Source organism: Curtobacterium sp. C2H10, assembly GCF_025407985.1.
GTDB lineage: Bacteria > Actinomycetota > Actinomycetes > Actinomycetales > Microbacteriaceae > Curtobacterium.
In genome coordinates this window covers 44,824-63,822 of sequence record NZ_JABXGF010000006.1, presented here as the reverse complement: position 1 = coordinate 63,822, position 18,999 = coordinate 44,824, and the positions used below count along the sequence as shown (strand labels likewise).

At 72.9% G+C, this 18,999-nt stretch carries 20 protein-coding genes; 15 read left to right on the top strand and 5 right to left on the bottom strand.

Annotated features, from left to right (window positions below):
* Position 1: 1 nt before the first annotated feature.
* Positions 2-451, top strand: coding sequence for a hypothetical protein (locus tag HWD93_RS05010; protein ID WP_261646209.1), 450 nt, complete (start codon positions 2-4; stop codon positions 449-451).
* A gap of 54 nt (positions 452-505) precedes the next feature.
* Here HWD93_RS05010 and HWD93_RS05005 read toward each other — a convergent pair whose 3' ends face one another.
* Positions 506-1,297: an SDR family oxidoreductase gene (locus HWD93_RS05005; protein WP_261646208.1), complete on the bottom strand. Its 792-nt coding sequence runs from the start codon at positions 1,295-1,297 to the stop codon at positions 506-508.
* A 53-nt stretch (positions 1,298-1,350) separates the two neighbouring features.
* Here HWD93_RS05005 and HWD93_RS05000 point away from each other — a divergent pair, with 53 nt between their 5' ends.
* The 5 genes from HWD93_RS05000 to HWD93_RS04980 all read left to right on the top strand — a co-directional run bounded on the left by HWD93_RS05000 (position 1,351) and on the right by HWD93_RS04980 (position 6,653).
* On the top strand, positions 1,351-2,193 hold the full coding sequence (locus HWD93_RS05000; RefSeq protein ID WP_071296062.1) for a helix-turn-helix transcriptional regulator: 843 nt from the start codon (positions 1,351-1,353) through the stop codon (positions 2,191-2,193).
* A 60-nt stretch (positions 2,194-2,253) separates the two neighbouring features.
* The gene (locus HWD93_RS04995; RefSeq protein WP_261646207.1) at positions 2,254-3,252 is read left to right on the top strand and encodes an alpha-L-glutamate ligase; all 999 of its coding nucleotides are present in this window, start codon (positions 2,254-2,256) and stop codon (positions 3,250-3,252) included.
* A gap of 90 nt (positions 3,253-3,342) precedes the next feature.
* A complete protein-coding gene (locus HWD93_RS04990) occupies positions 3,343-4,395 on the top strand; it encodes an LLM class flavin-dependent oxidoreductase (RefSeq protein ID WP_261646206.1) in 1,053 nt (350 codons plus the stop codon).
* Positions 4,395-5,711, top strand: a complete 1,317-nt coding sequence (locus HWD93_RS04985) for an O-acetylhomoserine aminocarboxypropyltransferase/cysteine synthase family protein (protein ID WP_261646205.1) — start codon at positions 4,395-4,397, stop codon at positions 5,709-5,711. The genes HWD93_RS04990 and HWD93_RS04985 overlap by 1 nt, the downstream gene beginning before the upstream one ends.
* 9 nt (positions 5,712-5,720) lie before the next feature.
* Positions 5,721-6,653, top strand: a complete 933-nt coding sequence (locus tag HWD93_RS04980) for a 4-(cytidine 5'-diphospho)-2-C-methyl-D-erythritol kinase (RefSeq protein ID WP_070418109.1) — start codon at positions 5,721-5,723, stop codon at positions 6,651-6,653.
* 20 nt (positions 6,654-6,673) lie between these two features.
* On the opposite strand, the gene HWD93_RS04975 is transcribed toward HWD93_RS04980, so the two are convergent.
* The gene (locus HWD93_RS04975; protein WP_071296059.1) at positions 6,674-8,344 is read right to left on the bottom strand and encodes a hypothetical protein; all 1,671 of its coding nucleotides are present in this window, start codon (positions 8,342-8,344) and stop codon (positions 6,674-6,676) included.
* A gap of 92 nt (positions 8,345-8,436) precedes the next feature.
* Here HWD93_RS04975 and HWD93_RS04970 point away from each other — a divergent pair, with 92 nt between their 5' ends.
* The 5 genes from HWD93_RS04970 to HWD93_RS04950 are packed head-to-tail and all read left to right on the top strand — an operon-like array spanning position 8,437 to position 12,660.
* On the top strand, positions 8,437-8,847 hold the full coding sequence (locus tag HWD93_RS04970) for a molybdopterin-binding protein (protein ID WP_071296058.1): 411 nt from the start codon (positions 8,437-8,439) through the stop codon (positions 8,845-8,847).
* Entirely contained in the window at positions 8,844-9,941 is a 1,098-nt protein-coding gene (locus HWD93_RS04965; RefSeq protein ID WP_261646204.1) for a ThiF family adenylyltransferase, read from the top strand. Before HWD93_RS04970 ends, HWD93_RS04965 begins: the two co-directional genes overlap by 4 nt.
* A complete protein-coding gene (gene modA, locus HWD93_RS04960; RefSeq protein WP_261646203.1) occupies positions 9,938-10,789 on the top strand; it encodes a molybdate ABC transporter substrate-binding protein in 852 nt (283 codons plus the stop codon). The genes HWD93_RS04965 and modA overlap by 4 nt, the downstream gene beginning before the upstream one ends.
* Before the next feature lie 3 nt (positions 10,790-10,792).
* Positions 10,793-11,617 carry an ABC transporter permease gene (locus HWD93_RS04955; RefSeq protein WP_261646202.1) on the top strand — a complete coding sequence of 275 codons (825 nt, stop codon included), beginning with the start codon at positions 10,793-10,795 and terminating at the stop codon, positions 11,615-11,617.
* Complete coding sequence (locus tag HWD93_RS04950) at positions 11,614-12,660, top strand: ABC transporter ATP-binding protein (RefSeq protein WP_261646201.1); 1,047 nt, start codon at positions 11,614-11,616, stop codon at positions 12,658-12,660. The genes HWD93_RS04955 and HWD93_RS04950 overlap by 4 nt, the downstream gene beginning before the upstream one ends.
* A 72-nt stretch (positions 12,661-12,732) precedes the next feature.
* Here the strand turns inward: HWD93_RS04950 and HWD93_RS04945 are convergent, their stop codons facing one another.
* The 3 genes from HWD93_RS04945 to HWD93_RS04935 are packed head-to-tail and all read right to left on the bottom strand — an operon-like array spanning position 12,733 to position 15,469.
* Positions 12,733-12,978, bottom strand: coding sequence for a MoaD/ThiS family protein (locus tag HWD93_RS04945; protein ID WP_070418116.1), 246 nt, complete (start codon positions 12,976-12,978; stop codon positions 12,733-12,735).
* Complete coding sequence (gene moaA, locus HWD93_RS04940; protein WP_229087356.1) at positions 12,975-14,018, bottom strand: GTP 3',8-cyclase MoaA; 1,044 nt, start codon at positions 14,016-14,018, stop codon at positions 12,975-12,977. The genes HWD93_RS04945 and moaA overlap by 4 nt, the downstream gene beginning before the upstream one ends.
* 5 nt (positions 14,019-14,023) lie before the next feature.
* Positions 14,024-15,469 carry a glycosyltransferase family 87 protein gene (locus HWD93_RS04935; RefSeq protein WP_261646200.1) on the bottom strand — a complete coding sequence of 482 codons (1,446 nt, stop codon included), beginning with the start codon at positions 15,467-15,469 and terminating at the stop codon, positions 14,024-14,026.
* 54 nt (positions 15,470-15,523) lie between these two features.
* Between HWD93_RS04935 and HWD93_RS04930 the strand changes: the two genes are divergently transcribed.
* The 4 genes from HWD93_RS04930 to pheA are packed head-to-tail and all read left to right on the top strand — an operon-like array spanning position 15,524 to position 18,959.
* Positions 15,524-16,942: a molybdopterin-dependent oxidoreductase gene (locus HWD93_RS04930; protein ID WP_261646199.1), complete on the top strand. Its 1,419-nt coding sequence runs from the start codon at positions 15,524-15,526 to the stop codon at positions 16,940-16,942.
* Positions 16,939-17,376: a hypothetical protein gene (locus HWD93_RS04925; protein ID WP_092385993.1), complete on the top strand. Its 438-nt coding sequence runs from the start codon at positions 16,939-16,941 to the stop codon at positions 17,374-17,376. The genes HWD93_RS04930 and HWD93_RS04925 overlap by 4 nt, the downstream gene beginning before the upstream one ends.
* Before the next feature lie 28 nt (positions 17,377-17,404).
* The gene (locus tag HWD93_RS04920) at positions 17,405-17,950 is read left to right on the top strand and encodes a MarR family winged helix-turn-helix transcriptional regulator (protein WP_261646198.1); all 546 of its coding nucleotides are present in this window, start codon (positions 17,405-17,407) and stop codon (positions 17,948-17,950) included.
* Positions 17,951-18,002: 52 nt separating this feature from the next.
* Positions 18,003-18,959, top strand: coding sequence for a prephenate dehydratase (gene pheA / locus HWD93_RS04915; RefSeq protein WP_071296051.1), 957 nt, complete (start codon positions 18,003-18,005; stop codon positions 18,957-18,959).
* The last annotated feature ends 40 nt before the right edge of the window (positions 18,960-18,999 follow it).

Here is an 18,999-nt window from a genome sequence, read left to right as displayed (position 1 = left end):
GGTGTCTGCACCCCGTTCCCGTTCCGCACTCGTCCTCCTGCTCACGGCAGTGGTCGCGGGGTGCGCCATCGTGGTCTTCGCCGTGCTCGCGCTCCTCCGGGATCCCTCCGACGACGCCGCGTGGGTGGCCGTCGTGCTGGGCGGGCTGTTCGTCGCGTGGGGGATCACGTTCGACCGCCTCCCCGACGATGACCGCGCCAGCGACAGCGACGGCGTCGACGACAGCGACCACCACAACCAGGGCTGGACACCCCGCCGCCTCAACGCCGCCCTGTCGACCGGCCTGGCGATGACGGGCGCGTACGTCGTGATCCGCGCGCTCGGCCGCCCGCTCGACACGGCGCTGGTCGGGGCCCTCGCGTGGCCGGCCTGGCGACTCGTCAACCGGTTCCTCGACGGCGTGATCCGACGGCGCGGAGCCCGCGGCGAGGCGGACGGCGCCACCGACTGAGCGAGGCGGACGGCGCCTCCGCCGACCCGCCAGCGGAGGCCGGCGAGCCGATCGTCAGTGCCGACGCGACGCCAGCGCCTCGATGAGCTGCTGCTGCGTCCCGTCCCGCTCCGACCACCGCAGCGGCAGCACGTTCTGCACCAGGATCTCCGGCGCGGCGCCGGCCTGCAGCAGCGACACCACCTCGTCGAGGAACGAGGCCAGCGGCATCCCGCCGAAGTCGACGCCCTCGCCCATCAGGTCCGTGGCGACCGCCGGCGGCACGAGCTCGAGCACCGAGACGGGTGACCCGGTCAGCTGCTGGCGGAGCGACTGCGTGTACGAGTGCACCGCGGCCTTCGTGGCGCTGTAGGTCGGGGTCGCGGCGAGCGGTGTGTACGCCAGCCCCGACGACACGGTGACGATCGTCGACGCCGGACGACCGAGCAGGTGCGGCAGGAACGCGTCGATGAGGCGGATGGTGCCGAGCAGGTTCGTCTCGACGGTGGCGACGGCGTCGGCCAGGTGCTCCGACGATCGCAGGTCCTCGGCGCGCATGATGCCCGACATCGTGACGAGGGCGTCGAGCGACGGGTAGGCATCGATGACGGAGGCGGCCGCGGCGGTGATCGACGCTGGGTCGGTGACGTCGAGCTCGACGGTGCCGAAGCCGTACTCGTCGTGCAGCGAGTCGAGCAGCGCGCGACGTCGGCCGCCGATGACGACGGTGCTGCCCGCTGCCTGCAGGCGCTGGGCCAGCCCGAGGCCGATGCCCGAGGTCGCGCCGGGGATGAAGACGGTGGAGTTCGTGATGTCCATGACGACCACGATCCACCCGCCCGACCGCCCGAACCAGAGCGCCGTCATCGGGGGACCGCCGATCCCTGGCACGGTCGCCGGACCCGGTGCACGATGAAGGCATGGACCGCCCCGGGCTCGCCGACTTCCTCCGCCGCCGTCGCGAACTGCTGCGCCCCGAAGACGTCGGGCTCGGCTCCGGGCAGCGCCGCCGCACGCCGGGCCTCCGGCGCGAGGAGGTCGCCGCGCTGGCGGGGATGTCCGCCGACTACTACACGCGCCTCGAGCAGCAGCGCGGACCGCAGCCGTCCGAGCAGATGGTGGCGGCGATCGCCCGGGCGCTCCGCTGCAGCCTCGACGAGCGCGACCACCTGTTCCGCCTCGCCGGGCACAACGCGCCCGCACGGGTCCACCGTTCCGACCACGTCGACCCCGCGATCCTCCGGGTACTCGACCGCCTCGAGGACACCCCGGCGATCGTGGTGAACGACCTGGGGGAGACCCTCGTCGAGAACCGGCTCGGGGCCGCGCTCCTCGGCACGACCACGGGGTTGCCGGGCAACGAGCGGTACCAGCCGTGGCGCTGGTTCATGACGGGCTACGAACGGGCGAAGTACGCGCCGGAGGAGCACGAGCGGCTCGCCCGGGCACAGGTCGCCGCACTCCGCGCAGCGGTCGGCGCCGCGGGACCGACGGACACCCGGGCGGCGGAGCTCATCGCCGACCTCGAGGCGAACAGCGCGGACTTCCGAGCGCTGTGGTCCCTGCACGAGGTGGCGAGCCGGTGGGAGGACCACAAGACGTTCGTCCACCCCGAGCTCGGTCGCATCACCGTGGACTGCCAGGTGCTCCACACGACGAGCCAGACGCAGGCGCTGCTGCTCTTCACGGCACCGACGGGCAGCGAGGACGCGCAGAAGCTCGAGCTCCTCGGCGTCGTCGGCCAGCAGACCTTCGCCCGCTGACGGAGTAAACCCGCGTCACACACCTGGCGACTCCCGGCAGGCCGTGCCTAGGGTGGCGAGGTGAGCACTCCCCGCGTGTACGTCATCCACGAGAACCCCGAGTGGTTCCCGCCGCTCGCCGCTGCCTTCGAGGCCGAGGGGGTCCCCGTCGAGGAGATCCTCCTCACCGAGGGACAGATCGACCTCGCAGCCGACCCCGAACCGGGTGTGTACTGGTCGCGGATGTCGGCGAGCTCGCACACGCGCGGGCACGAGCACTCGAAGGAGTACACCCGCGCGGTCCTCGGCTGGCTCGAGCGTGCCGGTCGACCGGTCGTCGGCGGCAGCCACGTCCTCGAGCTCGAGGTCTCGAAGGTCGCCCAGCACGGACTGCTCCGGAACGCCGGGTTCGACGTGCCCCGCACCACGGCCGTCTTCGGGCGCACGACGCTCAAGCAGGCGGCCCACGACTTCACCGGCGGCCAGGACGTGCCGTTCATCACGAAGCACAACCAGGGCGGCAAGGGCCTCGGCGTCCGCCGGTTCGACTCGCTCGCCGAGTTCGACGCCTACGTCGACAGCCCGGAGTTCGAGGAGCCCGTCGACGGCATCACCCTGCTGCAGGAGTACCTCACGGCCCGCGAGCCGTTCATCACGCGCGTCGAGTTCGTCGGCGGCGAGTTCGTCTACGCCGTCCGCGTCGACACGAGCGCCGGCAGCTTCGAGCTGTGCCCGGCCGACGCGTGCGAGGTCCCGCAGGTCATCGCCGGTGCGGTCTGCGACGTCCCCGGCACCGAGGCCGCCGGGGCACCCCCGGCGTTCAGCGTCCGCACGGAGGTCACCGCCGGACACCCGCTCGTCCAGCAGCTCCGCGGGTTCCTCGCAGAGCAGCGGATCCAGATCGCGGGCGTCGAGTTCATGGAGACGACGGACGGTCGCACGGTCGTCTACGACATCAACACGAACACGAACTACAACCCCGCCGTCGAGGAGACCGCGCCGGCCTCCGGCCCGCGCTCCATCGCGCGGTACCTCGGTGGCCTGCTGGAGACGCAGTACGCGGCGCAGCTCACGGCCTGAGAACGCAAGATCCACCGGACTGGAGGCGCGGTGCGGGCCCGCCCCGCGCCTCCAGTCCGTCCCTCCCCACCTCCCCAAGGAACCCACCCCGTGCGATTCGGATACTGGACCCCGCTCTTCGGCGGCTGGCTGCGCAACGTCGACAACGAGAACATGCCGGTCACCTTCGACTACGTGAAGCGGCTGGCGCAGCGCGCCGAGCGGATCGGCTTCGACCTGACGCTCGTGCCGGAGCTCAACCTCAACGACATCAAGGGCACGGCCGCGCCCTCGCTGGAGGCCTGGTCGCTCGCCGCGGCCATCGCGGCGACGACCGAGCGCCTCGAGATCATGGCGGCGATGCGTCCCGGGTACCACCTGCCCGCGGTGACGGCGAAGCAGGCCGCGACGATCGACGACATCTCGTGCGGCCGGTTCACGTTCAACGTGGTGAGCGCGTGGTGGGCGGAAGAGGCCAAGCAGTACGGCGGCATCTTCTCGGAGCACGACGACCGGTACAAGCGCACGGCGGAGTTCGTCGAGATCATGAAGGGGCTCTGGCGGGAGACGCCGTACTCCTTCCACGGCGAGTACTACGACATCGAGAACAGCCACCTCGAGCCGAAGCCCCGGGTCACCCCGCGCATCTACGCCGGCGGCGAGAGCGAGGCCGGCAAGGCGGCGATCACCGGGTACGCCGACGCCTACGTGACCCACGGCGGCACCGTCGAGGAGCTCCGGACGAAGATCGCCGAGATGAAGCAGCGCCGTGTCGACGCCGGCCTGCCGCCGTTCGAGGCGTTCGGCATGGCCGCCTACGTCATCGTGCGCGAGACGGAGGAGGAGGCACAGGCCGAGCTCGCCCGGATCACGGACGTGCAGCACGGCAGGGCCTACGAGTCGTACCAGGACTTCATCTCGAAGTCGCAGCTCGAGCACGTGCCGTCGCTCGAGGACTACTCGGTGTCGAACCGTGGGCTCCGCCCCGGGTTCGTGGGGACGCCGGAGCAGGTGGCCGCGCGGATCCGCGAGTTCGAGGACGCCGGGGTGGACACGCTGCTGCTGCAGTTCTCGCCGCAGCTCGAGGAGATGGACCGGTTCGGCGAGCAGGTCATCCCGCTCGTCCGGCCGTCCGTGGCCGCGCCGTCCGGGGCGGTCGTCTGATGGGCGACGCCTCCGACGGCACCGAGGCCGGCTGGGCCTTCGAGACCCGGCAGATCCGTGCCGGATTCCGTGCGGACCCCGGGTTCGGTGCCAACGTGCCGCCGATCGCGCAGAGCGCCGCGTTCGTGTACCCGTCGGGTGAGGACGCGGCCGACCGGTTCATGCTCAACGCGCCCGGTCACACGTACTCGCGGGTGAACAACCCGTCGGCGGCGGCCCTCGAGCGGCGCATCGCCGACCTCGAGGGTGGTGTCGGCGCCCTCGCGCTCGCGTCCGGGCAGGCCGCGACCTCGCTCGCCGTCCTCGGCCTGGCCCGCGCCGGAGACCACATCGTGTCGAGTGCGTCGCTCTACGGCGCGACCTACACGCTCTTCGCCTCCACCCTGGGCGACCTCGGCATCGCGTTCACGTTCGTGCAGGACCCGACCGACCTCGACGAGTGGGCGGCGGCGGTCCGTCCGGAGACGAAGGCGTTCTTCGGCGAGTCGATCCCGAACCCGCGCGGCGACGTCCTCGACTTCGCGGGGGTGGCCGGTGTCGCGCACGAGCACGGCGTGCCGCTCATCGTCGACAACACCATCGCCACGCCCTACCTCGTCCGGCCGATCGAGCACGGTGCGGACATCGTCGTGCACTCGGCGACGAAGTACCTCGCCGGGCACGGCAGCGCCATCGCCGGGCTCATCGTCGACAGCGGGAACTTCGACTGGGCGGCGCACGCCGAGCGGTACCCGCAGCTCGCCACGATCGAGCAGTCCGGGTTCGCGAACACGAACTTCGCGGCGAAGTTCGGGCGGCGCGCCTTCATCCAGCGCACCCGCTCGAAGCTCTCCGCGGACCTCGGGCCGGCGATCGCACCCTTCAACGCCTTCCTCGTGCTGCAGGGCATCCAGACCCTGTCGCTCCGGATGGACCGGCACGTGTCGAACGCGGCCGCGGTGGCGACGTGGCTCGACGCGCACGACCAGGTGCTCGGCGTGCACTACGCCGGGCTTCCGTCGTCGCCGTGGCACGAACTCGCCCAGCAGTACGTGCCGGCGGGTCCGTCGGCGGTGCTCGCGTTCGACCTCGACGGCGGGGTCGACGCCGGGCGGCGGTTCGTCGCGGCGCTCGAGCTGTTCGACCACGTGTCGAACATCGGCGACGTGCGCTCGCTCGTCGTGCACCCGGCGTCGACGACCCACGTGCAGATGACCTCGGCGGAGCGGGCGGCCGCGGGGGTCGGGGACGGGTTGATCCGGCTGTCCATCGGACTCGAGCACGTGGACGACATCCTCGCGGACCTCGCGCGCGGCTTCGCGGCTGCGTCGGGATAGGTTGGGGGCATGACCACGCTGGCCGCACCGACCCGTGTGCGGACGCGCGCCCCCGGGAAGATCAACGTCTACCTGTCGGTGGGGGCCCTGCAGGACGACGGCTACCACGACGTGGCGACGGCGTACCAGGCCGTCTCGTTGTACGAAGACGTCTCGGCCGAGCCGGCGGACGACTTCTCGGTGACCTTCACCGGGCCGATCGACACCCGGTCTGTCCCGGTCGACGAGTCGAACCTCGCGATCCGGGCCGCTCGCCTCGTGGCCGACGCCGCCGGGTACCGCGGGGGCGTCCGGCTCACCATCGACAAGCAGGTCCCGGTCGCCGGTGGGATGGGCGGTGGATCGGCCGACGCCGCAGCGACCCTGCTCGCCGTCGACACGCTGTGGGGGACCGCGCTCGGGCGTGAGGAACTGCTGCGTCTCGCCGCGCAGCTCGGCGCCGACGTGCCCTTCGCCTTCGCCGGCGGGACCGCGGTCGGGACCGGGCGCGGCGACGAGCTGAGCCCGGCGCTGGCCAAGGGCGAGTTCCACTGGGTGCTCGCCCTGAGCGACGCCGGCCTCTCGACGCCCGCCGTGTACCGGGCGCTCGACGAACACCGTGAGCGGTACCGTGCGGACATCGCGCCGGCACCCACCACGCCCGTGGTCGAGGCGAACGTGCTGCAGGCCCTCCGCGCCGGCGATCCCGACCTGCTCGCGGACTGCCTGCACAACGACCTGCAGGCCCCGGCGATGCGCCTCCAGCCCGCGCTCGCGACGACGCTCGAGATCGGTGAGAAGGCCGGTGCCCTCGCCGGACTGGTGTCGGGCAGCGGGCCGACGGTGGCGTTCCTCGTCGCCGACCGCGATGCCGCGCTCGAGGTGCAGGTCGAGCTCAGCGCCGCCGGCATGGTCGCGGTGCGTGCCGCCGGACCGGTGCACGGCGCCCGCGTCCTGCACTGACAGCGAGCCCCGTCGGCCGGTCAGTTCCGGACGTACTCCGTGATGACGACCGTGCCGGTCTTCCAGTGCTCCTTCGCCGTGAAGCCGTGCTCCGCGAGCACCGCGGCGGTCTCCGGCTCGATGTTGCGTGCCTTCACCGTCCCGCCGACGAACCACACCGTGTCGATGTCGCCCAGGCGGCTCGGGATCGTCGTCTCGAGGTCACCGGTCTGGTTCCACAGGACGCCGGACTCGGCTCCGACCTTGCGCACGCCGAGGTCCGTCATGCCCGCGAACGCCGACGGGTAGGAGACGCGGATGACGTCGGCGGTGGTGCCGGGGTGCCCGTAGACGCTGCCGAACACGACACCCTCGTCGGCGTCGGCGCGGTTCGTGCTCCGCTCGGCGATGATCGAGGCGGCACGGGCCCAGGTCGAGTCCTGCTTCGCGAGCGGCTCCTTCACGGCCACGGCCGTCGGCACCGACAGCACGAGGACGGCGGCCACGGCTGCGGCGAGCAGTGCCTTCGGCCGGACCAGCGTCAGGGCGAGGGCGATGAGCAGCGCGACGAACGGCAGGCTGAGGGTGGCGTACTTCGGGGAGTACAGGTGCTTCCCCATCGCCGTGGCGAGCACGAGCGCGGCCGTCGGGATGACGACGAGCGGCACGGCGACGCGGACCGCCTGCGCTCGGACGAGCGACCGGACCGTGGCGGAGCGCCGGTGCGCCTCGACGAGGGCGAACACCGTGCCGACGAGCATGAGCGCCCACGCGCCCGCGGCGTACACGTCGACGCCACCGAACCACGCCGTGGCGAACACCTGCACACCCGTGCGCTCGCCGATGCCGGCGATCCACGCGACCTGCTTCGACTGCGAGGCGACCTCGACGACGAGCGGCGAGACGGCCACGGCGGCGAAGGCGGCTGCGACGGCCCAGCGGACCAGGACCCCGCGGGTGACGAGCGCCGGACCCAGGTCGTGGCCGCGGCGGGACACCGTGGCGCGACGGACGGCCGCGCGGCGGGCCACCAGCGTCCACAGCAGGGTCACGGCGTGCGCGACGACCGCGAGCGAGAGGTAGACGTTGAAGGTCACCGAGACGAGTGCGAGTGCCCCGTAGGCCGCCCACCAGTGCAGGCTGCGACCCGTCCGGGTGCGGCGGACCGCGGTCAGGCCGACGAGGGTGAGGCAGACGGCCAGGGTCGTGATCGTGGCGTACGGCCGACCTTCGGACCCGGCCCACTGCACGCGGGGCAGCGCGAGGAACACGAGCCCGGCGGTGATGCCCAGGCGGAGTCCGCCGAGCCGGCGCCCGAGCGCGACGAGGAGCCCCGCGGCCACGCCGATGGCCAGGGCGCTCGGGAACCGCAGCGTGAACGGTGTGTACCCGACGAGCCAGAACCAGACGTGCATCAGCGAGTAGTAGAGCCCGTGCACGGCGTCGACGCTGTGCAGCTCGGCCCAGAGCTGCGGCCAGGTCCGCTGGGCGCTCGTGACCGTCGCGGCCTCGTCGTACCAGAGCGACGGGACCCAGGCGAAGGCGGCGCAGACGATCACGCCGAACGCGCCGACCGTCAGTTCGGGCGTACGGACGACGGCGGTGCCGATGCTCGACACGAGGCCGCGGAACCAGGAGCGGGAGCGGGCACGGACCGGCGCGATCCCCGACGTTCGGGGGATGCTGATGGTGCCGGTCCGTGGTGCAGTCACGGTGAGGACGGTATCCGCGGCGGCTGGGCAGGTGCCCGGCGTCCCCGCAGCCCAGACTGAGAGTTCCACATACCGGTATCGTGCGGAGGACCATGACGAAGCTCCGCATCCGCGACGCCGCGCGGTACCTCGGCGTCAGCGACGACACCGTCCGGCGGATGGTGGACGCCGGGACCTTCACGCGGGGGACGGACCCCTCCGGACGGACCGTCGTGGACGGGCGGGAACTCGCGGCGCACATCCGCGGCACCGGCGGGCAGCTCGACGACCCGTCGGGGACGAAGAGCTCGGCGCGCAACCGGTTCGTCGGGATCGTCACCGACCTCGTGGTCGACGGCGTGATGGCGCAGGTGGAGCTGCAGAGCGGCCCGCACCGGGTCGTGTCGCTCATGAGCGCCGAGGCCGTCCGCGACCTCGGGCTCGAGGTCGGGACGGTCGCCGTCGCATCGGTCAAGGCGACGATGGTGTCGGTCGAGGTACCGGCGGAACCGACGGACGCATGACCGACGACCGGCACACGAGCGACGACCGCCGTCGGTTGCTGTCCCGCACCGCGGCGCTCCAGGGCGCGGGGGACCGGGCCGTCCGGGCACTGTCCGAGGCGAGCGTCCTCGTCGTCGGCGCCGGAGGCCTCGGCGCGCCCGTGCTCACGTACCTGGCCGGGTCGGGACTCCGCCGCGTCACCATCGTCGACCACGACGTCGTCGACACGTCCAACCTGGCACGGCAGACGCTCTTCGCCGCGGCGGACGTCGGCCGACCCAAGGCCGAGTGCGCGGCCGAGCGGGTGCGGGGCGTCGACCCGGAGCTCGAGGTCGTCGCACTCGCCGAGCCGTTCCACGCCGACCACGTCGCGGGCCACGACGTGGTCGTCGACGCCGCGGACAGCGTCGAGGTCACACGGGCGATCTCGGACGCCTGCTCCACGGCCGGAGTCCCGTTCGTGTGGGGCACGGTCCTCGGCACCGACGGGCAGGTGTCCGTGTTCCACGACGCCGGGTCGGAGCCGATCGACTTCCACGACCTGCACCCGGACGCCCTGCCGGACGAGGGGTCCTGCGCGCTCGACGGCGTGCTGCCCGCGCTGTGCGGCGCCGTCGGCTCGGTGATGGCGGCCCAGGTGACCGCGCTCGTCGCCGGCATCGGGGAGCCGTTGACCGGCCGGGTGCTCACGGTCGACGCGCGACGGTGGCGCTGGACCGAGAGCACGCTGCGACGTGGCCCGGGCTCCCGGCGTCCGGCCCCCTCGGTGGACGAGGCCCCGCCCCGGATCGCCCCGGCGGCACTCGCCGCCCGACTCGACCGGACCACCGGCGGCAGCGGCGGACCCGTCCTCGTCGACGTCCGCACCCCGGCCGAACGCGCCACCGGGATCGTCCCCGGCAGCATCCCGCCGGACGACCTCGCCGCAGACGACGACCGACCCGTCGTCGTGGTGTGCGCCAGCGGCGTCCGCGCGACCGCCTGGGCACGCGCAGCCCGTGCCGCAGGTCGTGACGCGACGGTCCTCGACGGTGGCATCCAGGCCTGGGACAGGGAGGGCCTGCCGACGATCCGGCCCACGGTGACCGCAGATGCGGATACGATCGAGCAATGACGACGCATGTGCGGAACGCCGCCTTCTTGATCGCCGCGACCGCCCTCGTCGCCGTCGGCCTCGCCGGCTGCAGCACGGCCGACACGGCTGGCACGGCCGGCACGGCTGGCACGGCCGGCACGACGGACATGACCGCCCCGAGCACCAGCGCGAGCAGCACGGCCGCGGCCCCGACCGGGAAGATCACCGTCTTCGCCGCGGCGTCGCTCCAGAAGACGTTCACGACCCTCGGCGAGCAGTACGAGGCCGCCCACCCGGGGACCACGATCACCTTCTCGTTCGCCGGCTCGAGCGACCTCGTCACGCAGATCCAGAACGGCGCCCCCGCCGACGTCTTCGCGTCCGCCGACGAGGCGAACATGGACAAGCTCGTGAAGACCGACATCGCCGCCGGTTCGCCGCGGGACTTCGCCACGAACGTCCTCGAGATCGCCGTGGCTCCCGGCAACCCGAAGGGGATCAAGGACCTCGACGACCTGACCGCCTCGGACGTGCAGCTCGTCACCTGCGCCACCCCGGTGCCGTGCGGTGCCGCGACCGCGAAGGTCGAGCAGGCCACCGGTGTCGACCTGCAGCCGGTCAGCGAGGAGCAGTCGGTGACCGACGTCCTCGGCAAGGTCGAGTCCGGCCAGGCGGACGCGGGACTCGTCTACGTGACCGACGTCGAGGGTGCCGGCGGCAAGGTCGACGGCGTCCGGTTCGACGCGGCGTCGAAGGCCGTCAACACCTACCCGATCGGTGTCCTGAAGGACGCGTCGAATCCCGACCTCGCGGCGGCGTTCACGGCGTACGTGCGTTCCGACGCCGGCCAGAAGGTGCTCGCCGACGCCGGCTTCGGAGCCCCCTGAGCCGTGCCCGACCACACTGACCGAACACCCCGGGCGAGCCCGTCCGTCCGCACCCCGGTGCCGTGGTGGCTGCCGGTCCCGGCTGTCCTCGGCGGCCTGTTCGTGGTGGTCCCGGTCCTGGCGATGGTCGGCCGCGTCGACTGGGGGTCGTTCGGCGCACTCGTCACGTCGCCCGCGTCGCTCACCGCCCTCGGACTGAGCCTCGGGACCGCTGCCGCCGCGACGGGCATCGCCTTCGTGCTCGGCTACCCGCTCGCCGTCCTGTTCGCCCGGTCCACGTCGCGGTGGATCGGGGCCGCACGCGCCCTGGTCCTGCTGCCGCTCGTGCTGCCGCCGGTCGTCGGGGGACTGGCCCTGCTTGCGGCGTTCGGTCGGCTCGGCGTCGTCGGGGCGTGGCTCGACGAGCACGGCCTCCGGATCGCCTTCACCACGGCCGCGGTCGTGATCGCGCAGACCTTCGTCGCGATGCCGTTCCTGGTGTCCTCGATCGAGGGTGCGCTGCGCGTCGGGGGCGACCGGTTCGAGCGGGTCGCCGCGACGCTCGGTGCGTCCCCGACCCGGACGTTCCTGACGGTGACGACACCGCGGGTGCTCCCGGGCATCCTGGCCGGCCTCGTCCTCTGCTTCGCCCGTGCCCTCGGTGAGTTCGGCGCGACCCTCACGTTCGCCGGCAGCCTGCAGGGGGTCACCCGAACGCTGCCCCTCGAGATCTACCTGCAGCGCGAGATCGACCCCGACACTGCGGTCGCACTGGCGCTCGTGCTGGTCGTCGTCGCGCTGGTGGTCATCGGTGCCTCCGCGCTCCGCACCCGGACGGCTCTCGCATGAGCCGCGAGCGTCCGGCACACAGCGGCCTCCGCGCCCACGTCGTCGTCCCCGACCGCGGCGTCGACGTCCACCTCGACGTCGCACCGGACGAGTGCGTCGCGCTGGTCGGGCCGAACGGCGCGGGCAAGTCCACGGTCGTCGAGGCCCTCGCCGGACTGCTGCGCATCCGGTCCGGATCGGTCCTGCTCGGCGACCGCGACCTCACGGGCGTCCGAGCGCACCGCCGCGGGGTCGGGCTCGTCGCCCAGCGCGCGGACCTCTTCCCCCACCTGTCGGTCGCCCGCAACGTCGGCTACGGACCGCGCGCGGCCGGTTCCGGGGGCCAGGAGGCGCGGCTCCGCTCCGACGCGGCCCTCGCCGCCGTCGGCGTGGCTGGTCTGGCGGACCGCGCACCGGGGACGCTCTCGGGAGGGCAGGCCCAGCGCGTGGCGATCGCCCGGGCCCTCGCCACCGAGCCGGCGCTCCTGCTGCTCGACGAGCCCACCTCGGCGCTCGACGTCGACGCCCGGGCCGAGGTCCGCTCCGCCCTCGGGACCGCCCGGACCGGTCGACCGACGGTCCTCGTCACGCACGACCCGCTCGAGGCCGTCACCCTCGCGGACCGCATCGTCGTGCTCGAGGGCGGCCGGGTCGCCGAGCAGGGGCCGACCGCCGTCGTCCTCGGGCGTCCGACCAGCGCGTTCGCGGCGTCCTTCTCGGGCCTGACGCTCGTGCGCGGCACCGCCACCCGGGGTGGGATCGCCCTCGACGACGGGGGTGCACTCGCGTCGTCGACCGCCACCGCGCCTCCTGGCTCGTCCGCCCTCGCCGTCTACCACCCGACGGCCGCCGTCGTGACGCGCGACGGTGCCGGGCCGGAGCGCCGGGTGACCGGACTCGAACCGCGGGACGGGCTCGTCCGGGTGCGGGCCGGCGACCTCGTGGCGGACGTCACGGTTGCGGTGGCTGCGGCGCTGGGGCTCGCGCCGGGGGATGCCGTGCGGATCGCGGTCCCGGCGGACGAACTGACGGTCTACCGGCCGGACGGACCGACGCCGGACTGAGCCGGACACGGCCGCGGGGCTCGGCTGCCGGACTCGGCTGCCGGACTCGGCTGCCGGGCTCAGCCGCCGGGCTCAGCCGCCGGCGAAGGGCGGCATGACGTCGACGACCGCCACACCGTCGAGCCCGGTCGCCCGGTCGCGCGTGGTCACCCCGTCGACGAGGTACGAGCAGCGCTCCTGCAGCGCCCGCCACCGATCGGGATCGTCCGCCGTCACCGACCGCAGGGCCTCGTCGAGCGTCGCTGCCTGCACGGCGACGTCGTCCACGCCCACCGCTGCCCGTGCCGCGGCGAAGAACCGGATCGTCGTCACCGTCATCCGCCGATCGCGCTCATGCCCCGGGTGGGGTGCACCAGGTCGTCGCTGTCGTCGCCGTGGTCGCGGGGCTTCGCCCACATCGCCAGGCGCCAGAGCTCGGCGACCTCGTCGTCGGAGGCACCCTTGCGCATCGGGCCGAGCACGTCGGTCTCGTCGTCCGAGAAGAGGCAGCTGCGGACGTTGCCGTCGGCCGTCAGACGGGTGCGGGTGCAGTCGGCGCAGAACGACTCGGTGATGCTCGCGATGATGCCGATCGTGCCGAGCTCCGCACCGACGCCGCCGTCGGCCGTCCGTGCGAGCACCCGGAAGCGCTCGGCCGGGGCGCCGTCGCGGGGCGCCTCGTCCGGCACCAGGGCGAAGGACTCGGACAGCATCGCCCGGGTCTCGGCCGCGGTCACCATCGACGTGCGGTCCCAGGCGTGGTCGGGGTCGAGCGGCATCTGCTCGATGAACCGGAGCTCGTAGCCGCGGTCGAGGCACCACCGCATGAGGTCCGGCGCCAGGTGGTCGTTCACGCCGCGCAGCAGCACCGCGTTGACCTTGATCGCGAGCCCCGCTGCCCGGGCGGCCTCGAGCCCGGCGATGACCTTGTCGAGGAACGGGCGCCGGGTGACGGTGGTGAAGACGTCCGGGTCGACGGTGTCGAGTGACACGTTCACGCGTCGGAGGCCGGCGTCGTACAGGGCGGCTGCGCGGTGGGCGAGCCCGATCGCGTTCGTGGTGAGCGACAGCTCCGGGGCGTCGGGGAGCGCGGCGCACCGGGCGATCACGTCGACGAGGTCGTGGCGGAGCATCGGCTCACCGCCGGTGAAGCGGACCTTGCGCACGCCGAAGCGGTCGGTCGCGAGCCGGACGAGCCGCTCGATCTCGGCCGCGGTCATGAGCGCGTCGTCGGGGGCGAACGGCAGCCCGGCCGCCGGCATGCAGTAGGTGCAGCGGAGGTTGCAGCGCTCGGTGAGCGACACGCGCAGGTCGACCGCGCGCCGCCCGAACCGGTCGAGCAGGCCGCCGGTGGAGCCGAGCATGGTCGCGGGTGCCATGAACGTCAGCGTACGGGGTCAGCGGGTCCTCCACCTGGTGACATCGCGAGCGCTCGTTCCCGGAAGGCGAGCCGGCGCCCCCAGCGCTCCCAGTCGGACCGCCGGGTGCGCACCAACGTGACGACGATGACGACGGCGACCGCGGCGGCGAGCCACCAGCGGTACGCGTCCGCCGACGGCCAGACGCCGCGCAGGGCGATGGCGAGTCCGATCGACAGCCACTCCCAGCGCCCGGAGAGCACCACGAAGGGGATGAGGAGCAGCGCGTACCAGGGGTAGCGCGGGCTCACCGCGAGGAAGGTCACGCCGATGAGGAGGACCTCGCCGGACCACGGCCGCGCGGGGTCGGACAGCCGCCACGCCACGAACGCCGCCAGCAGGACGAGCAGTCCGACCACGAGCGTCGCCGCGTCGCCGTGGAAGACGAGTGAGACCAGGGCGAACCGGGAGCCGTCCTCGTAGCCCTCTTCCGACAGGTACCCGGGCAGGTAGCCGAGGACGTCGAGGCCCGTCGTCAGCACGTACGGCACGTAGAGCAGCCCGAACACCGCGATGCCGACCGGGATCGCCCACCAGTTCCGCCACCGACCGAGCAGTGGCGGGTACACGATCGCGGGGATGAGCTTCGTCGCGGTCGCGGCGCCGAGGGCGATCCCGCCCCAGATCGGCCGACCGAATGCGACGAGCACAGCGCCGGCGGTGGCAAGGGCCGCGCCGAGGGCGTCGACGTGCGAGTTGGTGACGGCCTCGGACGCGACGAGCGGGGACCACGCCCAGAGTGCGGCCCACCACGTCGGTCGTCCGAGCTTGCGGAGCACGACGACCAGGCCCACGGTGACGCCGAGCGACAGGAGCAGCCCCGCGACCTGGAACGGCATGTACTGCGCCGTGGCCGGCACGAACGCCCGCACCGCCGCGAACCAGAGCTGGGCCATCGGCGGGTAGATCGTCACGACGTCCGGGCGGTTGATCGCGACGCAGTGCCCGTCCGCGCCGTCGCCGAGCCCGCGGAACCGGGGTTCGAGCGGCTTGCACGTGCCGTCGACCTTGCCGGGGAAGAGCCAGTCGGGGCGCAGACCGGACAACGCGGTCGACTGCGGCGTGTGCGCGTACGGCGAGATCCCGGCGTGCTGCACGATGCCGTCCCAGGCGTAGCGAGCAGAGTCGGTGCTGGTGTTCGGCGGCCCGGCGATGGCGGCGAGCCCGACCACCAGGCCACCGCCGACCACGAGCCACGTCATCCACTTCGCCGGGACGAACCGCAGCGCGAGCACCGCGAGCACGAACACCGTCCAAGCGATCAGGGTCCACGCAACGAATGGGGAACGATGACCGGACCGGAGGAACCCCAGATGCGTGACGCCGAAGGCGATGACGCCCGACAGAGCGAGCACGCCGACCACGGCCAGCACGGTCGGCAGGAGTCGGCCGGGGCGAAGTCGTTCACTCATGGTGCGACGAGGCTATCCATGGTCCGCGGGCTGCTCCTGGATGCACGATCCGCGATGGCGTCGCCGAACCGGAACGCGCGGACGGCGGTCGTCCTGGGGCGGTTGCTCGGGGTGGCGTTCCTGGTCTGCTTCGCGACCGGCGTCTACAGCTACTTCCTGCAGCAGCCGCTGCCGTGGATGCGGTTCCCGACCCGTCCCGCGCAGCTCTACCAGTTCACGCAGGGCGTGCACATCACCGCGGGGATCGCGATCATCCCGCTGCTGCTCGCGAAGCTCAACACGGTCATGCCGGCACTCGCGCAGACCCCGCCGGTGCGTGGGCCGCTGCACCTGCTCGAGCGGCTGTCCATCGCGGTGTTCGTGGCGTCGGCGATCGTGCAGGTGACGACGGGCCTGCTCAACACGTACCAGTGGTACCCGTGGCCGTTCCCGTTCAAGCAGGTCCACAACGCGCTCGCGTACGTGCTCATCGGGTCGCTCGTGCTGCACATCGGCGTGAAGCTCCGGCTGATCACCCGGTACTGGCGGAAGCGGGACTCGTACGACGAGCACGGCCGGTTCGTGGTCGACCCGGCCGCGGGGAGCGAGCTGCTCTCGCCGTCCCAGGAGGCACGGGTCGACCCTGCCACGTCGGCTCCGGCACCGCAGGCGGTCGCGTCCTACCCCCGCGGCATCACCGGCCGTGTGCTCCGCTGGGTCGACGGCGTCCCGGCCGTCCCGGCGGACGCTGCCGAGACTCGTCCCGGCGGACCGGACTCGGCGTCCGCGACCCGAGCGGCGTCCGCAGAGCCGAGTCTCGGCGTGCCGCAGGACGGTGCGGCGGAGGCGAGCCGCGCCTCCAGGGCCACGCCGGACGCGACCGACGGTCGACGTGAGCGGATCGCCCGACGCGGGTTCTTCGCCGGTGTGACCGCCGCGACGGTCGGTGTCGTGGCGTTGACCGCCGGACAGTCGAGCACGCTCGCCGAGCCGTTCAACGTGTTCGGTGCCCGACAGCGGCACCGCGGGCCGAACGACCTGCCGGTCAACCGCACGGCCCGTGCCGCCGGTGTGCTGGCCACCGCCACCGCCGCCGACTGGTCCCTGACCGTCGTCGGGCACGACGTGGTCCGCACCTTCTCGCGAGCCGAGCTGGTGGCGCTCGGCACCGCCGAGGCCGAGCTCCCCATCTCCTGCGTCGAGGGGTGGAGCCAGATGGCGACCTGGAAGGGCGTGCGCATGCGCGACCTGCTCGGCGCCGTGCAGGCGGCGCCGGGGTCGCACGTGCGGGTGACGAGCCTCGAGCGGCACGGCGGCTACCGCATCATGGACATGGGCCCCGAGTACGCCGAGGACCCGACGACGCTCGTCGCGCTCGAGCTGAACGGCGCGACGCTCGACCTCGACCACGGGTTCCCGGCGCGGATCATCGCTCCCGGACGACCCGGTGTGCTGCAGACCAAGTGGATCGAGAAGATCGAGGTGATCGCATGAGGGCCGCACGCATCGTGCTCGTCGTGGTCGGGGTGCTCGTCATCGCGTTCGGGGCGTACGTCCTCGTGACGACGGTCCGACCGAACCGGATCTGGGGGCTGGCGACCTGGCTCCTCGGGGCCGTGATCCTGCACGACGCGATCCTGTCGCCGTTCGTCGTCGGAGTGGGGCTCCTGCTCCGCCGGACCGGGCGGACGCTGCGGGCCTGGGCCCTCGTCGTCGTGCAGGCGGTCGTCGTGCTCGGGAGCGTCCTCGCGCTCGTGGTCCTGCCGGAGATCGCGGCGAAGGCGCACGGGCAGAAGAACCCGACGGTGCTGCCGTTCGACTACGGCGCGCGGCTGCTCCTCGTCGAGGGGGTCCTGCTGCTCGTCGTCGTGGTGGTGCTCGTGGTCGCCGCACGTCGTCCGGCACGCGTTCGCGCGAGTACTGGTTGAACCGACAACCTTTCGGTAGACTCGACGCATGACCGACGACACCCCGTGGCTCACCCGCGACCAGCTGCGCGCGTGGATGAAGCTCGTCGCGGTCATGGAGCTCCTGCCGGCCACGCTCGACCAGCAGCTCCAGCGCGACGCCGACCTGACGCACTTCGACTACATGGTCATCGCGATGCTCTCCGAGACCGACTCCCGGACGCTCCGGATGTCGGCGCTCGCCTCGGCGACGAACGCCTCGCTGCCGCGGTTGTCCCACGTGGTGTCCCGGCTCGAGAAGCGCGGCCTCGTGGCGCGCTGTCCCTCGACCGACGACCGGCGCGCGACCGACGTCCGGCTGACCGACGCCGGCTACGCGACCATCGTCGACGCGGCCCCCGACCACGTCCGGACCGCCCGTCGCGTGGTGATCGACGCGTTGAGCGACGAGCAGGTCGGGCAGCTCGACGGCATCGCCGCGGCGCTCCTCAGCCGGCTCGACCCCGAGGGGCGGTTCGCCGCCCTGACCTACCCGCGCGACGACGACGAGCCCGCCATCTGCGAGGCCCGGCTGACCGGCACGGCCACCGACTGACGCCACCGTCACGCACGTCTGCGGGCCGGGGGCGTTGCAATAGGCTCGCCGCATGACCGAGTCCGCCGCGCCGTCCGACACGTACTCCTACCTCGGACCCGCAGGGACCTTCACCGAGGCCGCGCTCAAGCTCGTGGACGCGGCGGCCGGCAAGCCCTGGCGGAGTGTGAACAACGTCGGCGAGGCCCTCGACGACGTCGTCAGCGGCCGGTCGATCGGTGCCGTCATCGCCATCGAGAACAGCGTCGACGGCGGGGTCAGCGCGACGCAGGACGCCCTCGCCCGGATCCCCGGCGTGCGCATCGTGGGGGAGTACCTCGTCCCCGTCGACTTCGTGCTCGTCGCCCGCCCCGGCACCGCGCTCGCCGACGTCCGCACCGTGAACGCGCACCCCGTGGCCTACGCCCAGACCCACAACTGGCTCGAGGCGAACGTCCGCGGCCACGGGCACATCCCGGCGTCCTCGAACGTGGCCGCCGCGGCAGCCCTGCTCGACGAGCACCCCACCGCCGACGCCGCCGTCGCACCCCCGGGGATCACCGACCACTACGCGCTCGAGGTCCTGGCCTCGTCCATCGGGGACAACGCTTCGGCGGTCACCCGGTTCGTGCTCGTGTCGAAGACCCTGGCGCTGCCCGAGCCGACCGGCGCCGACAAGACCAGCGTCATCGTCGAATTGCCCGCCGACCACCCCGGCGCCCTGGTCGACATGCTCGAGCAGTTCGCGACGCGGGGCATCAACATGGGGTTGCTGTCCTCGCGGCCGATCGGCGACGAGCTCGGGCGGTACCGGTTCGTCATCGACCTCGACGGGCACGTGCGGGACGAGCGCGTGGCGGACGCATTGCTCGGCCTGCGGCGGTTCAGCCCGCGCGTGACGTTCCTCGGGTCGTACCCGCGGGCCGACGGGGTCCGGCCCGAGGTGCCCGCGCGCTACTCGGACGTCGCGTTCGTCGAGGCGCGCGACTGGCTGCGCGCGATCGTGTCGGGCGAGCCCGAGGCGCGCTGAGCGCTGAGCGCTGCGCGCTGCGCGCCCTTGCAGGGTCGAA

Excerpts from the sequence above, each read along its gene's own strand:
- HWD93_RS05005 (WP_261646208.1), bottom strand. The coding sequence starts at position 1,297 with ATGACGGCGCTCTGGTTCGGGCGGTCGGGCGGGTGGATCGTGGTCGTC.
- HWD93_RS05000 (WP_071296062.1), top strand. The coding sequence starts at position 1,351 with ATGGACCGCCCCGGGCTCGCCGACTTCCTCCGCCGCCGTCGCGAACTG.
- HWD93_RS04985 (WP_261646205.1), top strand. The coding sequence starts at position 4,395 with ATGGGCGACGCCTCCGACGGCACCGAGGCCGGCTGGGCCTTCGAGACC.
- HWD93_RS04980 (WP_070418109.1), top strand. The coding sequence starts at position 5,721 with ATGACCACGCTGGCCGCACCGACCCGTGTGCGGACGCGCGCCCCCGGG.
- HWD93_RS04970 (WP_071296058.1), top strand. The coding sequence starts at position 8,437 with ATGACGAAGCTCCGCATCCGCGACGCCGCGCGGTACCTCGGCGTCAGC.
- HWD93_RS04965 (WP_261646204.1), top strand. The coding sequence starts at position 8,844 with ATGACCGACGACCGGCACACGAGCGACGACCGCCGTCGGTTGCTGTCC.
- modA (WP_261646203.1), top strand. The coding sequence starts at position 9,938 with ATGACGACGCATGTGCGGAACGCCGCCTTCTTGATCGCCGCGACCGCC.
- HWD93_RS04950 (WP_261646201.1), top strand. The coding sequence starts at position 11,614 with ATGAGCCGCGAGCGTCCGGCACACAGCGGCCTCCGCGCCCACGTCGTC.
- HWD93_RS04945 (WP_070418116.1), bottom strand. The coding sequence starts at position 12,978 with ATGACGGTGACGACGATCCGGTTCTTCGCCGCGGCACGGGCAGCGGTG.
- moaA (WP_229087356.1), bottom strand. The coding sequence starts at position 14,018 with ATGGCACCCGCGACCATGCTCGGCTCCACCGGCGGCCTGCTCGACCGG.
- HWD93_RS04935 (WP_261646200.1), bottom strand. The coding sequence starts at position 15,469 with ATGAGTGAACGACTTCGCCCCGGCCGACTCCTGCCGACCGTGCTGGCC.
- HWD93_RS04930 (WP_261646199.1), top strand. The coding sequence starts at position 15,524 with ATGGCGTCGCCGAACCGGAACGCGCGGACGGCGGTCGTCCTGGGGCGG.
- HWD93_RS04925 (WP_092385993.1), top strand. The coding sequence starts at position 16,939 with ATGAGGGCCGCACGCATCGTGCTCGTCGTGGTCGGGGTGCTCGTCATC.
- HWD93_RS04920 (WP_261646198.1), top strand. The coding sequence starts at position 17,405 with ATGACCGACGACACCCCGTGGCTCACCCGCGACCAGCTGCGCGCGTGG.
- pheA (WP_071296051.1), top strand. The coding sequence starts at position 18,003 with ATGACCGAGTCCGCCGCGCCGTCCGACACGTACTCCTACCTCGGACCC.